This is a genomic window from Ideonella sp., assembly GCF_041287625.1.
Lineage (GTDB): Bacteria > Pseudomonadota > Gammaproteobacteria > Burkholderiales > Burkholderiaceae_C > Ideonella.
Window position 1 is genome coordinate 164,101 of record NZ_JBGGNH010000016.1, and the last position, 15,309, is coordinate 179,409.

Annotated in this window: 11 protein-coding genes; 9 read left to right on the plus strand and 2 right to left on the minus strand. The window is 69.9% G+C overall.

Annotated elements, in window-relative coordinates; all coding sequences use genetic code 11:
- The first annotated feature begins 7 nt into the window (after positions 1 to 7).
- Together ACAH41_RS06465 and ACAH41_RS06470 are read left to right on the plus strand one after the other, a co-directional pair.
- The gene (locus ACAH41_RS06465; protein ID WP_325648529.1) at positions 8 to 2,101 is read left to right on the plus strand and encodes a hydantoinase/oxoprolinase family protein; all 2,094 of its coding nucleotides are present in this window, start codon (positions 8 to 10) and stop codon (positions 2,099 to 2,101) included.
- A 16-nt stretch (positions 2,102 to 2,117) separates the two neighbouring features.
- Positions 2,118 to 3,761 carry a hydantoinase B/oxoprolinase family protein gene (locus tag ACAH41_RS06470; RefSeq protein WP_325648527.1) on the plus strand — a complete coding sequence of 548 codons (1,644 nt, stop codon included), beginning with the start codon at positions 2,118 to 2,120 and terminating at the stop codon, positions 3,759 to 3,761.
- Between the two features lie 60 nt (positions 3,762 to 3,821).
- Here ACAH41_RS06470 and ACAH41_RS06475 read toward each other — a convergent pair whose 3' ends face one another.
- A complete protein-coding gene (locus tag ACAH41_RS06475; protein WP_325648524.1) occupies positions 3,822 to 6,938 on the minus strand; it encodes an amidohydrolase family protein in 3,117 nt (1,038 codons plus the stop codon).
- A 218-nt stretch (positions 6,939 to 7,156) separates the two neighbouring features.
- Positions 7,157 to 8,137 (minus strand): LysR family transcriptional regulator, encoded by a 981-nt coding sequence (locus tag ACAH41_RS06480; protein WP_325648522.1) that lies wholly within the window; start codon positions 8,135 to 8,137, stop codon positions 7,157 to 7,159.
- A 187-nt stretch (positions 8,138 to 8,324) separates the two neighbouring features.
- Between ACAH41_RS06480 and ACAH41_RS06485 the strand changes: the two genes are divergently transcribed.
- The 7 genes from ACAH41_RS06485 (at position 8,325) to ACAH41_RS06515 (ending at position 15,246) form a co-directional block, all read left to right on the plus strand.
- Entirely contained in the window at positions 8,325 to 9,116 is a 792-nt protein-coding gene (locus ACAH41_RS06485; RefSeq protein WP_325648520.1) for an SDR family NAD(P)-dependent oxidoreductase, read from the plus strand.
- Between the two features lie 5 nt (positions 9,117 to 9,121).
- Positions 9,122 to 10,609, plus strand: a complete 1,488-nt coding sequence (locus ACAH41_RS06490) for an amidohydrolase family protein (RefSeq protein ID WP_325648518.1) — start codon at positions 9,122 to 9,124, stop codon at positions 10,607 to 10,609.
- A complete protein-coding gene (locus tag ACAH41_RS06495) occupies positions 10,600 to 11,391 on the plus strand; it encodes an SDR family NAD(P)-dependent oxidoreductase (protein WP_325648516.1) in 792 nt (263 codons plus the stop codon). Before ACAH41_RS06490 ends, ACAH41_RS06495 begins: the two co-directional genes overlap by 10 nt.
- Positions 11,392 to 11,449: 58 nt before the next feature.
- Positions 11,450 to 12,907: an allantoinase AllB gene (allB, locus tag ACAH41_RS06500; RefSeq protein ID WP_325648514.1), complete on the plus strand. Its 1,458-nt coding sequence runs from the start codon at positions 11,450 to 11,452 to the stop codon at positions 12,905 to 12,907.
- Between the two features lie 32 nt (positions 12,908 to 12,939).
- Positions 12,940 to 13,521, plus strand: a complete 582-nt coding sequence (locus ACAH41_RS06505) for a TIGR00730 family Rossman fold protein (RefSeq protein ID WP_325648741.1) — start codon at positions 12,940 to 12,942, stop codon at positions 13,519 to 13,521.
- Positions 13,522 to 13,552: 31 nt separating this feature from the next.
- Positions 13,553 to 13,981, plus strand: a complete 429-nt coding sequence (locus ACAH41_RS06510) for a DUF3830 family protein (RefSeq protein WP_325648513.1) — start codon at positions 13,553 to 13,555, stop codon at positions 13,979 to 13,981.
- A 98-nt stretch (positions 13,982 to 14,079) separates the two neighbouring features.
- The gene (locus ACAH41_RS06515) at positions 14,080 to 15,246 is read left to right on the plus strand and encodes a hypothetical protein (protein ID WP_325648511.1); all 1,167 of its coding nucleotides are present in this window, start codon (positions 14,080 to 14,082) and stop codon (positions 15,244 to 15,246) included.
- Positions 15,247 to 15,309 lie beyond the last annotated feature (63 nt).

The window sequence follows — 15,309 nt, forward strand, 5'->3', positions numbered from 1 at the left end:
GTTTCACGTGAACACAGCCAACCGCCCGGGCCAGGCCCGCATCGGCGCCGACATTGGTGGCACCTTCACCGACGTGGTGCTGGAAACGTCGACCCGCCGCCATTCCACCAAGCTGCTGACCACCTACGACGCGCCGGAACGGGCCCTGCTGGATGGCGTCACCCTGCTGCTGGCCGAGGCCGGCCTGGGCGCCTCCGACGTGGGCCTGGTGGTGCACGGCACGACGCTGGCCACCAACGCGCTGATCGAGCGGCGCGGGGCCCGCACCGCGCTGCTCACCACCGAGGGCTTTCGCGACGTGCTGGAGATGGGCACCGAGAGCCGCTTCGACCAGTACGACATCGCGATGGACAAGCCGCCGCCGCTGATCCCGCGCCCGCTGCGGCTGACGGTGCGCGAGCGCGTGGCCGCCGATGGCGCCGTGCTGCTGCCGCTGGACGAGGCCGGCGTGCTGGCGGCGGCCGAGGTCTTCCGCCGCGAAGCGGTGCAAAGCGTTGCGGTGGCCTTCTTGCACAGCTATGTGAACCCGGCGCACGAGCAGCGGGCCGCCGCGCTGCTGCGCGAGGCGCTGCCTGGCGTGATGGTGTCGCTCTCCTGCGAGGTCTCGCCGGAGATGCGCGAGTACGAGCGTTTTTCGACCACCGCCGCGAATGCCTATGTGCAACCCATCGTGGCCAGCTACCTGGGCCGGCTGGACGACAAGCTGCGCGCCCTGGGCTTTGGCTGCCCGCTGTTCCTGATGCTGTCTTCCGGCGGCCTGACCACCGTGGAAACGGCCGCCCGCTTCCCGGTGCGGCTGGTCGAGTCCGGCCCGGCAGGCGGCGCGCTCTTCGCTGCCGCCGTGGCCGCCGAACGCGGCATCGGCCAGATGCTGGCGCTGGACGTGGGCGGCACCACGGCCAAGATCTGCTACATCGACGACGGCCTGCCGCAAAGCTCGCAGGTCTTCGAGGTGGCGCGGGTGCACCGCTTCCGCAAGGGCAGCGGGCTGCCGCTGCGCATCCCGGTGGTGGAGATGGTGGAGATTGGCGCCGGTGGCGGCTCGATCGCGCGCATCGACGGCGCCGGCCGGCTGGCCGTGGGCCCGCGCAGCGCGGCCTCCGAGCCCGGGCCGGCCTGCTATGGCCGCGGCGGCAGCGAGCCTACCGTGACCGATGCCGACCTGGCGCTGGGCCGCATCGCCGCTGACAGCTTTGCCGGCGGCAAGATGCAGCTGGACGCCGCCGCCTGCGAGCGCGCCTTGCTCGCGCTGCCCGGCCTGCGCCAGACCGAGCCCGCCCTGCGCGCGCTGGGCATCAGCGAGATCGTGGACGAGGCCATGGCCAGTGCCGCCCGCGTGCATGCGGTGGAGCTGGGCCTGACGCTGGAGGGCCGCACGCTGGTGGCCTTCGGCGGCTGCGCGCCGCTGCATGCCGCGCGCGTGGCCGAGAAGCTGGGCATCGATGAGGTGGTGATCCCGCGCAGCGCGGGCGTGGGCTCGGCCGTGGGCTTTCTGCGCGCGCCCATTGCCTACGAGATCGCCCGCAGCCTGCACCAGCAGCTCGACGCGCTGGACACCACGGCGGTCAACGCCTTGCTGCAGGCCATGTCGGCCGAGGCCCATGCCATCGTGCGCCAGGGCGATGCCACGCAGGCGCGCACCGAACGCCGCACCGCCTTCGCGCGCTACCGCGGCCAGGGCTACGAGATCGCCATCGAGGTGCCGGTGCGCCCACTCACCGCCGAGGACGCGGCACTGCTGGCCCAGGCCTTCGAGCAGGCCTACCGCGCCCACTACGGCGGCCTGGCGGTGCGGCTGCCGATCGAGATCCTGACCTGGCGCGTGGCCGCGGCCACCGTGGCGCCGCCGGTCGAGCGCATGGCCACACCCACGCAAACCCAGGCCGCCAGGCCCGAGGGCCAGCGCGAGGTGCTGGACCCTGGCCTGGGCCAGGTCTGCCGCCACGCGCTGTACCACCGCAGCGCGCTGCGGCCTGGCGACACCTTGGCCGGCCCCGCGTTGATCGTCGAAGACGAGACCACCACCGTGGTCTCGCCCGCCTTCGACGCCCACATCGACGGGCACGGCTACATCGTGCTGACGCGGCGCGCCGCCGCCTGACCCTGGAACCCTTGCGATGAACTCTGCCGCCCCGCACGACACCCCGCATGACACCCTGCATGACCTGCGCCTGCAGGTCATGTGGACCCGCCTGATCTCGGTCGTCGAGGAAGCCGCACAGGCGCTGATGCGCACTGCTTTCTCGACCACGGTGCGGGATGCCGGCGACCTCTCGGCCGCGGTGTTCGACACCCAGGGCCGGCTGATCGCCGAGGCGGTGACGGGCACCCCCGGCCATGTCAACTCCATGGCCGAAGGCGTGAAGCACTTCCTGGCCCGCTTTCCGGCCGAAACCATGGCCGAAGGCGACCACTACATCACCAACGACCCCTGGCTGACGGCCGGCCACCTGCACGACATCACCGTGGTCAGCCCGGTGGTGATGGACGGCCGGGTGGTCGGCCTGCTGGGCTGCTGCTGCCACCAGCTTGACATCGGCGGCCTGGGCCAGGGGCCGGACGGCCGCTCCATCTTCGAGGAAGGCCTGCAGATTCCGCTGATGAAGCTGGCCTCGCACGGCCAGCTCAACCTGGACTTGATGGCCATCCTCAAGCAGAACGTGCGCACGCCGCTGCAGGTGGAAGGCGATGTACTTTCCTACATCGCCAGCAACGATACAGGCGCGCGCCGCCTCAAGGCCATGCTGCAGGAGTTCGGCCAGCCCAGCCTGGACGCGCTGGGCGACTACATCCTGCAGCAATCGCTGAGCGCCACGCGCGAGCGCATCGCCGCGTTGCCGCGCGGCTGCTGGCAGAGCGCGCTGACGATCGACGGCTACGACCACCCCATCACGCTACGCGCCACGCTGACGATTGCCGAAGACCGTGTCACGGTGGACTACGACGGCACCGACGGCGCGGTGCCGCAAGGCATCAACGTGGTGCTGAACTACTGCCGCGCCTACACAGTGTTCGGCCTCAAATGCCTGATCGCCCCCGAGGTGCCGAACAACCACGGCGCGCTGCTGCCCTTCGAGGTGAGCGCACCCGAGGGCAGCATCCTCAACGCCCAGCGGCCCTCGCCGGTGGCCGCGCGCCACGTCATCGGCCAGATGCTGCCGGACGTGGTGCTGGGCTGCCTGGCCCAGGCGATGCCGCAGCGCGTGCCGGCCGAAGGCTCCTCCTGCCTGTGGAGCGTGCAGCTGCGGGGCCGGGCGCCTGGTTCGGCCGCCGCCACCTTTGACACCGTGTTCTTCAACAGCGGCGGTGCCGGCGCCCGGCCCGGCCAGGACGGCCTGGATGCCACCGCCTTCCCCAGCGGCGTGCGGGCGATGCCGGTCGAGGTCAGCGAACACGGCGCGCCCATCGTGATCTGGAAGAAGGAGCTGCGCGAGGACAGCGGCGGCGCCGGCCAGTTCCGTGGCGGCCTGGGCCAGACGGTGGAGGTGGGCACGCGCGACGGCACCGCCTTTGAAGTGCTGGCCATGTACGAGCGGGTGGCCACCCCGGCCAAGGGCCGTTCGGGTGGCGGCGACGGGGCCGCTGGCGTGGTGCGCCTGAAGTCCGGCCCGCTGCTGCGCGCCAAGGGCCTCCAGACCATTCCCGCCGGTGACCGACTGGTGCTGGAATTGCCCGGCGGCGCCGGGCTGGGACCGGCCGAGGCGCGCAGCCCGGCTGCACTTGTCGCCGACGCCGCGGCCGGCCTGGTGGCCCCGCGCTGAACCCCGGTCCTGCATGGGGCCTGGACCGAAGCCCGACGCACGGGATCTCGGCCTGCCCCTTCAGACCATGGGCGAGCAGCAGTGGAGGCGCATCTCGGCGACCCAATGCGGGTCGTGCCACCAGGCCTCATCCGCCACCGGCTCGACTGCCGCGTGGGGCAGCTCGGCCGCAACAGGGGCCGCTGTAGGCACCGCCTCGAAAGGCGCCATCAAGGCCTCCAGCGTGTGGTCCACACCCCCCACCATCACCCGCCTCACCCGCATTGCGGCGCGGATGTCCTCCAGCGGGTCGCCCTCGACACAGACCAGATCGGCCAGTTGGCCACGTGCCAGCGTGCCCAGGTCGTGGCCCAGCACCTGGCCAGCGTTGCAGGTGGCAGTGCGCAGCGCCTGGACCGGGCGCATGCCGTGCTTGACCATGGCGCGCAAGTTCAGGTGCAGGCTGATGCCGGGGGCGACGATGGGGTAGTCACTGCCGCAGACGATGGTCACGCCGGCCGCCTGCTGAGCCAGCACCGTGGCCACCTGGCGGGCCACCATGCGCACCGGCTGGCTGGGTCCGCCACGCGCGGCCTTCTCCAGCGGCGCGCGCTCGGCGGGCGGGAACATGCGTTGCACCCGGGGGTCTTCCAGCACCTCCTCCGGCGCATCGCCGAGCAGACCCTCGGTGCCGAAAATCGTGGGGGTGCGAAAGCTGCGGGCGGCCCCGGCAATGGCGATCACGTCCTGGTAGCCCACGCCCAGCATGCTGCCGGTGCGGGAGTAGCCGAAGCGGCTGGTGCCGCCCATGTGCTCATGGCCCTGGGCGCCGAAGGCCACCGCAGGGAACAGGTAGTGCGAGGTGATGGGAATGCCCAGTTGGCGGGCCATTTGCGTGGCGCGGGCCTGCAGGTCAAGCGGCAGGCGCACGTAGCATTTGAGCAGGTCGTAGTCGAGCGCGCGGGCCCGCTCGAACTGGCGCAGCAGCTGAGCCTGATCGCGCAGCGGGTGCATGCCGTCCATGAACACCCGCGCACCCTCCAGCGCCTCGCCGGTACCGAAATGGCGCGGCCCCACGCGCAGGCCGGCGTCCACCGATTCCTTGTTCTCCAGCATCAGGTAGGCGTTGTCGCTCAGGCCGCGGGTGGTGGTGATGCCGTAGGCCAGGAAGATGCGCGGATCGCGCGTGCCCAGCTGGTTGCCCATCTCGCGGTGGGTGTGCATGTCGATCAGGCCCGGCATCACGGTGAGCTCACTGGCGTCCACCCAGCGCACGCCGGGCCGCCGCGCGCGATGCGGCTCGATGGCCGCAATGCGGTGGCCGTGGATCACGATGTCCACGTTCTCGCGCAGCGTGTCGGCCACCCCGTCCCACAGCCGGCCGGCGTGGACCACGGTGATGCCCTCGGGCCGGGCCAGCCGCCACTGCAGGCCCCAGGGCAGCTCGCGCACTTGCCCTGCCATCGGGCCGGCCAGGGTGCGCAGGCGCAGGCGGGCGTTCGAGAGGTAGAGCAAGGCGCTGCCATCGGCGCTCAGGCTGAGCGCATCGGCGGTGTCGTCACCCAGCGGCTCGGGCTCGCCCTGCAACGTGCCGTCGGCCGAGATCGGCGAGCGCCACAGGGTGCCGCCCAAGGTGTAGATGAAGTGGCGGCCATCGGGCGTCCACAGCGGGCCGTTGACGTTGCGCACATCGAGCGAGGCGCCTGTCCGGGGAGACTGGTAGCGCATGCGGCCGCTGGCCAGGTGCACGGTGAGGATGGCGTTCAGCCCCTCCCGGTAGCGCGCGCTGTAGGGCCGGATGGCGGCGAGCGCCAGGGACTGGCCATCGGGCGACCAACTCGGGCGACCTGACCAGACGGTTTGCTTGGCCACGCGGCGCAGCGCGCCGCTGTCGGGGTCGACCAGGCAGAGCCAGCCGTCTTCAGAGGCGCAGACCAGGGTCTTGCCGTCCGGCGACCAGGCGATCTGCTTGAGCGGCCGGTCCGCATGGGTGAGCTGGCGGGCGTCGCCGCTGTCCAGCGCCTGGCGCCAGAGCTGCAGCATGCCGCTGCGGTCGCAGGCATAGACCAGGTGGCGGCCATCGGGCGACCAGGCCGGCCCGAGCTTGGTGCTGGCGTCGTGGGTGAGCTGGCGCGGCTGGGGCTGGCCCACGGTCAGCAGCCAGAGCTGGCCCAGTGCGCTGAAGGCGACGCGATCAGCCTGCGGCGACAGGGCCGGAAACGAAATGCCCTTGACCTGGCGCGGGGCGCTGCTGTCCAGGTCGCGGCGGCGCAGCGGCGCGCGCTGCGCCGTCACGCGCACCTCGGCGCTGAAGGGCACCCGGCCGGTGATGCCGGGTGCCACAGCCGGGGCCAGCCGGCGCAGGCGAATCTCACCCTCGCTGGTGTAGAGCAGCTCGGTGGCGCTGCGCCATACGGCCGGCAGCGGGAACACATCTTCCAACTCGTCGCTCACGGCCTGACCGTCGACGAGCAAGCGGCTGGCCCGGATGTCGCGCGGCGTGCCCTCGACCACCCGCCAGCTCAAGCGCCCCTCGGGCGACCAGGCCGGCGCGCTGGCGCCGGGGCCGGCGCTGACCAGCACCGGCGCGGGCGCCTCCTCGGCCGGCGCAGCATCGACCACCAGGATGCGGCCACTGCTGGCAAAGGCCACCCGCCGGCCATCAGGCGACCAGGCCGGCTCCGCGTCCTCGCCCTCGGTGTCGACCAGCGGCCGGACCCGACCGGAGGCCCAGTCGAGCGCGTACAGCGCATAGCGCCCGCTGCGGTCGCTGGCGAAGGCGATCTCCCGGCCGTCGGGCGACCAGCAGGGCTCGCGACAGTCGAACTCGCCATGCGTGAGCTGGCGCAGGTCACCACCGTCCGGGGTAATCGTCCACAGCTGGAAGCTGCCGTCGCGATAGGACTGGAAGGCAATGCGCCGGCCATCGGGCGACCAGTGCGGCCGGGCCACGTCGTGCAGGTAGCCGGTCAGGCGGCGAGCCTGGCCACCGGCCACCGGCAGCGTCCACAGCAGGCCTTGCAGGTCCATTGCCAGAGTCTGCCCGTCGGGCGACAGCGCAATGGCCAGGTTGGTGCCCTGTGTCAGGGTGACGGCGGTATCGCCCCATTCGCCTTCTGCCAGCGGCGCGTTCAGCCCATCTGGCGCGACCGGCGCCGCCTGCGCGACGGGCAGCAGCCAGGGCTGGGCGGTGGCCACGGCGGAGGACGCGGCGAGTGAGACAAAGCTTCGGCGGCTCAGGCCGCCGGCGGGGCGGCAATGCAGGCAATACGGCGACACGGCACAGGCAAGGAGGTGACAGACCTGGCCATGCTAGGCAGCCGGGCCGCCAGCCGTGTCGCCATTTGCGCGCCTGGAGGCTGCGCTTTGGGCCACACCCCGACCTCCCTTCGCCCGCCAGGCACCACCGCGACCCGCTATTCAGCTTCCTCTTCAGTGTCGCGCACGTGCGCCGTGCGCTCGGCCTTGGCCGCGCATTCATCCATGGGCAGCGAGCGCATCGCATCCAGCCGGCGCGCCAGCTGCTCGCCAAAGCGCGCGGCCGGCAGCGGCAGCGTGCGGCCCTTGAGCTGGCCCAGCACCAGCGGGCCGTAGGCGCCGTCGACCTCGTCGATGGCGCGCACCGCGAGTTCAGGGTCCTTGCGCCAGTGGCCGGCCCCCACATCGACCTGGAAACTGATGATCTCGCTGCCCTTGACCATGTCGGCCAGCAGATCAAAGGAGTTGGACTCGATCACCGGATTGGGCTGCATCGAGCCGCGCGCCAGCACCTGATCGATCAGCTCACGCCCGGAGTAGCTGGGGTCCGGCAGCGCCAGGTCATACATCAGGCAGTCGCGCACCCGCAGCTTGGGCTTGCTGGCCAAGGGGTGGTCCTTGGCCATCACTGCCACCATGCCCTGCCCGATGGACATCAGCGGCTGAAGTTCGGCGGCATGCGAGGGCCGGAAGACGAGGATCAGGTCGGCCTCGTAGGCCAGCATCAGGCGCATGGCATTGGCATGGTCGCAGACGTTCACCGTCATCTTCACCAGCGGATGCTGGGCGCGGAAAGCTTTCATCTCGGTCAGCAGCAGGTCGCGCGCGACGGCCTGGCTGCAGGCGATGCGGATCTCGCCGCGGCGCAGGCCTGCAAGCGCCTCGATCTGCGAGTAAACGCGACGCAGGTCGGCATTCTGGTTCTTGATCCAGGCGATGAAGATCTCGCCCGCAGCCGTCAGCAACACACCGGAGGAAGTGCGCTCGAAAAGCGCCGCTCCCAGGTCGGACTCGACATCCTGAATTCGGCGCAAAAGGGCCGAGGGGGTCAGGTGCAGCTTCTCGGCCGCCTGCCTCACCGACCCGGTGCGGGCCACCTCTTCCAGATAGCGCCACACGCGCATGTTTCTAAGAGCCATCACTACTCCTCAGGCACGAAAGTCAACACACCCACGCGAATTTGGCACCTCACAAGTGCATGGCGATCCACTAACGTGAGCTCGCACCTTCATCACCGGAGACATCGCGCACTTTCGCGGCGTGCTGTGCAAGTGAAGTGCCAGCTGCAGGTAAAGCTGCACTGCATCAAGACAAACGGAGATTTGCATGGACTTGGGTTTGCAAGGAAAAGTCGTCATCGTCACCGGGCCAGCCAAAGGCCTGGGGCCTGCGATCACCCTGGCGTTTGCCAGGGAAGGCTGCCGATTGGTGTTGGCCAGCCGTGACCTGGAGGCCATCGAAGCGATCGCAATGAAGACAGAAGGGCTGGGCGGCCAGGCTTTGCCGGTGCGCTGCGATGTCACCAACCCGCAGGAGACCGACCGCATGGCCGAGCTGGCCGTGCAGCAGTTCGGCCAGATCGATGCGCTGATCAATGTGGCCAGCGACACGGGGCCGATTGGCGACGCCACCTGGAACACTTCGCCCAAGGAATTCGAGCACACCATGCAGGTCAATCTGCTGGGCTGCTTCAACACCATGCGGGCGGTGCTGCCACGCATGATCGCGCGCCGCTACGGCAAGATCATCAACGTCGGCGGCACCTACGGCATGCGCGGCAGGGCCGGCCGCATGGCCTACTCGGCCTCGAAGTGGGGGCTGCGTGGCGTCACCAAATCGGCCGCGCTGGAGGCCGGCCCGCACAACATCAACGTCAACTTCGTCGCCCCAGGCATGGTTGATGACGAGCGCTTCCGCAACAAGTGGATCCCGGAGGCGATGAGCCAGTTCGGCATCAACGCCGACCAGGCCGAGGAGCGCCACGCACAGGAATACGCGCTGCGCCGCATCAGCTCCGACATGGACGTGGCCAACGCCTGTCTGTTCCTCGCCTCCGATGTCTCGCGCCAGATCACCGGCGTGGACCTGCCGGTAGACGGAGGCTGGGCTGCGCTGTGAACCCGATGCGTGAGCCGACCCAGATCGACGTTGCGCAGGTCTACGCACGTCCAGGGGTGCAGCCGCCGCTGGGGCCTTCTCGGCTGCACCTGGCGGAAGGTCGAATCGCGCGCATCGAGCCGCTGCCCGCGCCCCCGGCAGCGGCCCGCCACCGCATCGCGCTGCCTGCGCCTTGCGATGCCCACGATCACGGCCGAGGCCTGCGCACGCTGGCCTTCGGCGCCCAGGACCAGGCGCTGGAAACCTGGCTGCCGGAGCTCGCTCGGGAGCCACACGTGGACCCGTACCTGCGCGCGGTGGTGGCCTTCGCCCGCATGGCCGAGGGTGGCATTGCCGCCGCCAACCATTGCCACAACACACAAGACGGCAAGGCCTTGCTGCAAGAGGCCCAGGGGGTGGCCCGCGCCGCCCGCGACGTGGGCCTGCGCATCGCTTTCGCCGTGCCTTTCGCGGGCCGCAACAACGTCGTCTACGGCCCGTTGTCGCCGCTGCTGGCGCACCTGCCACCGGCGGACCACGCGCGGCTGATCGCCCAGCGCCAGCCCAGCCGCACGCTGCAGGAGAACCTGGCGCTGGTTGACGAGATTGCCGAACTTTCCCACGAGGGCTTCAGCGTGCAGTACGGGCCGGTCGGCCCGCAGTGGGTGGACGACCAGGCCTTGGCCAGCATCGCCCAGGCCAGCGCCGACAGCGGAAGGCGCGTGCACATGCACCTGTTCGAGACACGGCAGCAACGGGCATGGGCCGATGCGAACCACCCTGGGGGCCTGCTGAAACACCTGGACGCCATCGGGTTGCTGTCGCCGCGCCTGACCGTGGCCCATGCGGTGTGGCTGGACCCAGCTGACTGCGCGTTGCTGGCCGAGCGAGGCGTGATGGTCAGTGCCAATGTCTCGTCGAACCTGCGGCTGCGCTCGGGCATGCCGCCGTGGCGCCGCTACCTGGACGCGGGCCTGCGCTTCGGCCTGGGGCTGGACGGCATGAGCCTGGACGACGACGAGGACATGCTGCGAGAGATGCGGCTGGCCTGGCACCAACTGAGCACCGTGGATGGCTGCGAACGCTTCAGCCTGGGCGACCTGTTCCAGGCCGTCTGCGGGCACGGGCGGGCGAGTATCACGGGCGAAACACCGGGCGATGTCGAACTGAAGCCCGGCGCGCCGGCCGACATCCTGGTGCTGGACCTGCGCCACCTCACGCGTGACCGGCTCGCCGAGGAACCTTCCGACCTGCTGGCACTGGTGGTGGCGCGCGCGACCAAACGCGACATCCAGCACCTGCTCGTCGCCGGCCGCACCGTGGTGCATGAAGCCCATTGCCGCAGCGTCAGCCTGCCTGCGCTGGAGGCGGCCCTGCTGGCCGAGGCGCGCGCAGCCCGCCAGCGCCATCCCGCGGATGACGCGGCCATCACCCGGCTGCAGGGCGCCCTGCGCGCGCATGCCGTCTGCGGCTGTGCCCCCTTTTTTTCCGAACGAGAAACACCATGGACCTGAAACTCAAAGACAAAGTCACCGTGATCACCGGTCCGGCCAAAGGCATGGGCCGCGCGGTGACGCTGGCCTTCGCACAGGAAGGTGCCCGGCTGGTGCTGGCCGGCCGCGACGTAGCCGCGATCGAGCCTGTCGCCGCCGAGGCTCGTGCACTCGGTGTGGCGGCCATTGTCGTGCCCTGCGACCTGACCGACAGCGCGCAGACCCAGGCCCTGGCTCAGGCCGCACTGGCCGAGTTCGGCCGCATCGACGTGCTCGTCAACGTGGCCGGTGGCTCCGGTCCCATCGGCAAGACTGGCTGGGAGACCACCCCGGAGGAGTTCGACGAGATCGTGGACCTCAACATGAAGGGCTGCTTCAACACCATGCGCGCGGTGCTGCCGGCCATGCTCGATCAGGCCGGTGGCAAGGTGGTCAACGTGGGTGGCACCTTCGGCATGCGCGGACGCGCCGGCCGCATGGCGTACTCGGCCTCCAAGTGGGGCTTGCGCGGCATCACCAAGAGCTTCGCGCTGGAAGCCGGCCCGTACAACGTCAACGTCAACTGCGTTGCACCCGGCATGGTGGATGGGCCCCGCTTTCGCGAGAAGGTCTGCGCCAACATGGCCGAGAAGCTGGGCATCACGCTGGAAGAGGCGATGCAACGCCATGCGGCCGATTACGCGCTGCGCCGCGTGACGCTGGACGACGACGTGGCCAACGCATGCTTGTTCCTGGCCAGCGACGTGTCGCGCCAGATCACTGGTGCGGACCTCGCGGTCGACGGCGGCTGGGCGGCCCTTTGAACGGCCCCAGACCTGCCGCTTCGCGCCAGGCCCCGAGGTTTCTTGAGAGAACATCCCCATGAAAAGCGCAGACCTTGTCATCCGCGGCGCCCGCGTGGTGTCGGCGGACCAGATCATCGAGGCCTCGGTGGCCATTGCCGGCGAACACATCGTGGCGGTCGGCCATGACGACCTGATGCCGCCAGCCGCGCAGGAGCTGTGCGCCGACGGCTTGTTCCTGCTGCCCGGCGCCATCGACAGCCATGTGCACTTCCGCGACCCGGGCTACCCGCACAAGGAAACCTGGAAGACCGGCTCGGCAGCGGCCGCCTGCGGCGGCGTGACCACCGTCTTCGAGATGCCCAACACCAACCCGCCGACCGGCACGCTGGAGGCCTTGCGCCTGAAGCAGAAGGCGGCGGAATCGTCGTATGTGGACTACGGCATCCACGGCCTGCTGGGCGACGACACCATCGAGCGGCTGGAGGCGCTGCTGGAGGCTGGCGTGACCAGCTTCAAGGCCTTCGTGGGCAACACCTTTGGCAACCTGCCGGCGCCCACCGATGGCGCGCTGCTGGAGGGCTTCGAGAAGCTCGCGCCGCTGGGCATCCGAACGGTGGTACATGCCGAAAATTCGTCCATCCTGCTGCGCCGCGAGCAGCGCATGCAGGCCGCCGGCCGCCAGGACGCGCTGGCCCACCTGGCCGCCAGGCCGGCGGTGGCCGAGGTGGAAGCCATCGGCCGCGTGCTGACGCTGGCCGAATGGACCGGCGCCCGGGTGCACATCGCCCACCACAGCGCCGCCGACTCGCTGTTCCTGCTGCGCGATGCCAAGCGGCGCGGCGTGGACGTGACCGCCGAGACCTGCCCCCAGTACCTGCTGCTCAACACCGACCACATGCGCAAGCTGGGCGGCATCATGCGGCTGAACCCGCCGATCCGCGAGGCGCGTCACAACCAGCCGCTGTGGGACGCGCTGATGGACGGCACGCTGGACATGATCGCCACCGACCACGCGCCCCACACGCCGGAAGAAAAGACGCGCGCCAACATCTGGGCCTGCGACTGCGGCTTCCCGGGTGTCGAGACCCAGATGCCCTTGATGCTGACCGAGGTGAACCGCGCCCGGGCCAGCCTGATGGACTACGTGCGCTGGAGCGCGGTGAACCCGGCGCGGGCTTGGGGCCTGTTTGGCACCAAGGGTGTGATCACGCCGGGCGCGCATGCCGACATCGCGGTGGTCGACATGGATCGCACCGGCGTGTTGTCCCAGAATCGCCTGCAGTCGATCAGCAAGATCTCGCCCTGGCATGGCCGCGCGGTGCAGGGCTACCCGCTGCACACCCTGGTGCGTGGTCGCTTTGTGATGCGCGATGGGCAGCTGGTGGCGGATGCCGCGGGCTGGGGCAGATCGGTCAAGAGCGTGCAGTGCATGCCCGCGCCACGGCCCCGCAACACCGAGCACTACCTCAGCGCGGTGCTGCAGACACCCGAAGGCGTGTCGCCCAGTGCCGCACCGCTGCAGGACCCGACATGAGCGCAGAGGGTCGTCCAGTGAGCTCGGTTCCGCTGAGCAGCATCGCAGTGTTCTGTGGGTCGAACTTCGGCAGCTCGCCTGTCTATGCCGACGCCGCGCGGGCGCTGGGTCAAGCCCTGGCACAGCGCGGCATCCGCCTGATCTACGGCGGCACCAACAAGGGGTTGATGGGTGTGCTGGCAGACGCCACGCTGGCCGCTGGAGGGGATGCCGTGGGCATCATCAACCGGCGGCTGCACGCCCGTGGCCACTTGCACCCGGCCCTGACAGAACATGAAGTCGTCGAGCACATGCGGGCGCGCAAGGCCCGCATGGCCGAACTCGCCGATGCCTTCATCGCCCTGCCCGGCGGGCTGGGCACGCTGGAGGAGCTGTTCGAGGCCGCCACGCTGACCCAGCTCGGCGACCAGGCCAAGGCCTGTGGTGCCCTGAGCGTGCGCGGCTTCTACGCCCCCATGCGGGCCATGCTGGACCATGCGGTGGCCGAAGGCTTCCTCAAGCCGGAGCACCGCGACATGGTGGTGATCGATGACGCCCCTGATCGCCTGCTGGACGCATTGCAGGCCTGGCAGCCGCCGCAGGTGTCCAAGTGGATAGGCCAGCCCGGCGCCTGAGCGCCGCCCAACCCCGCATTCCGCAGACCCCATGACACGCATCCGCATCACCGCCGGCGAGCAGACCTTCATCGCCGAAACCCACCCCGATGCGCCCCGCACCGTGGCGGCCTTTCTGCAGTTGCTGCCCTACCGGCAACAACTGATCCATGTGCGCTGGAGCGGCGAGGCCTGCTGGGTGCCGCTGGGCGACTTCCGCCTGGCAACTCAGGGCGAGCCGGTCGGTTTCGAGAACCACACCAGCCACCCTTCGGTGGGCGACATCCTGTTCTACCCCGGTGGCTACAGCGAGACGGAAATCATCCTCGCCTACGGCCCCTGCAGCTTCGCCAGCCGCATGGGCCCGCTGGCGGGCAACCACTTCCTGAGCATCGTGGAAGGTCGGGACCAACTTCGCGCGCTGGGTCACCAGGTGCTGTGGAAAGGCGCGCAGGACGTCCTGTTCGAACAGCTACCCTGAGGCGCGCACCTGCGCCCTATGGCGACGCCGCGCTATCCGCGGCGTGTTGATGTCGACCGAAAACTGAGCCAGCCAAGACGCGCGAGGCCGGACGCGTCGTGAGCGTGGCCGTCATCGTGCCGTGGGCGGTATTTCAGCAGCTTGCTGGCCAATGGGACACGATTGAAAGAAGCCCGCGACTGGAGCAAGGAGCGGCGATGCAGCGACTGCGCGTCGCTCGTGCCCAGCCCGGCGGTGGCGGCGTGGTCCACGATGACGCAGTACCCGCCGGGCTTCAGCCGCGCGTGTGTGTGGGGGGCCTATTTTTGGGTCCCGAGCGGGCGGTGGCCTCGTGGCAGCGGGGGGCGGGCGCGGTGACGGCGCGGACGTTGGGGGCGCTCCAGGTCGGCGCACTCCTGATCTCGGCCAGTTACGGCACTGGCCTGTTCGGTTCGGGCGAATACGCCCTGCGATTTGGCATGGCGGGTGCGGTCTATGGCGTTGCGACTGGGCTGGGGATGATTGCGATGGCTGCTGTCGCAGGCCGGCTGTGGCGGGCGGGTCGTCCGGTGTGGGATCTGCTTGGAGGTCAGTGCGGGGAGCGAGTGCGACGGCTGGTCGCACTGCTTTCTGTCGTCTGGATGGCGGGCGTGCTGGCCGCGCAGATCCATGGCGCGGTCGCCATCATCCGCCTGTTGGGTGTCAGCGCCGTGCCAGCACATGCCGCCGCCATTGCGCTGATCTTCGCGGCGTCTCGCGTCGAGTTGCGCGCGGCTTCTGTTGTCTTCGCCGGTTGCCTCGCGGCCGGCGCGATGGTCCTCTTGTTCGCACTGGTCACGAGCGGCGGTGTTGACCTCTACGTCGGATCATTGCCGGCATTCGCTCGGGCCTTGCCGTCGCTTGGCGTAGCGCAGACCTTCACGATCGCCATTGGCGTGGGCCCGCTCGTCTGCACCGGAGCGGACTACCACCAGTTCGTTCTTGCTGTGCGTGGACCAGGGGCAGCCATCTGTGGATGCCTGCTGGCTGGCGTGGGTCTGCTCTTCCTGGCCTTCCTTCCCCCTGCGGTCGTGCTGTCCACGATTGCCCAGCCGGGTTGGCCTGACATCGCGGATCCCAAGCAGGTCGTGCCACAGGCGCTGTCACTGGCAGCGAAGCATCTGGCGGTCGGTGCCGGCCCGACGATGCTTGGAGCGCTCGGCGTCGCAGCGCTGGGATCGGGGGCGCGGTGCTTCGCGCCATGGTTTCAGCGTTGCAGGCAGCGGAGCGTCGCCGCCTATCGGTGAGGCCTCTTGTTCCGGCGGTCATCGCAGTCAGCGCAGTCAGGCCTTGATCGTCAAACGCGCAGC

Excerpts from the sequence above, each read along its gene's own strand:
- ACAH41_RS06490 (WP_325648518.1), top strand. The coding sequence starts at position 9,122 with ATGCGTGAGCCGACCCAGATCGACGTTGCGCAGGTCTACGCACGTCCA.
- ACAH41_RS06495 (WP_325648516.1), top strand. The coding sequence starts at position 10,600 with ATGGACCTGAAACTCAAAGACAAAGTCACCGTGATCACCGGTCCGGCC.
- ACAH41_RS06480 (WP_325648522.1), bottom strand. The coding sequence starts at position 8,137 with ATGGCTCTTAGAAACATGCGCGTGTGGCGCTATCTGGAAGAGGTGGCC.
- ACAH41_RS06485 (WP_325648520.1), top strand. The coding sequence starts at position 8,325 with ATGGACTTGGGTTTGCAAGGAAAAGTCGTCATCGTCACCGGGCCAGCC.
- allB (WP_325648514.1), top strand. The coding sequence starts at position 11,450 with ATGAAAAGCGCAGACCTTGTCATCCGCGGCGCCCGCGTGGTGTCGGCG.
- ACAH41_RS06470 (WP_325648527.1), top strand. The coding sequence starts at position 2,118 with ATGAACTCTGCCGCCCCGCACGACACCCCGCATGACACCCTGCATGAC.
- ACAH41_RS06510 (WP_325648513.1), top strand. The coding sequence starts at position 13,553 with ATGACACGCATCCGCATCACCGCCGGCGAGCAGACCTTCATCGCCGAA.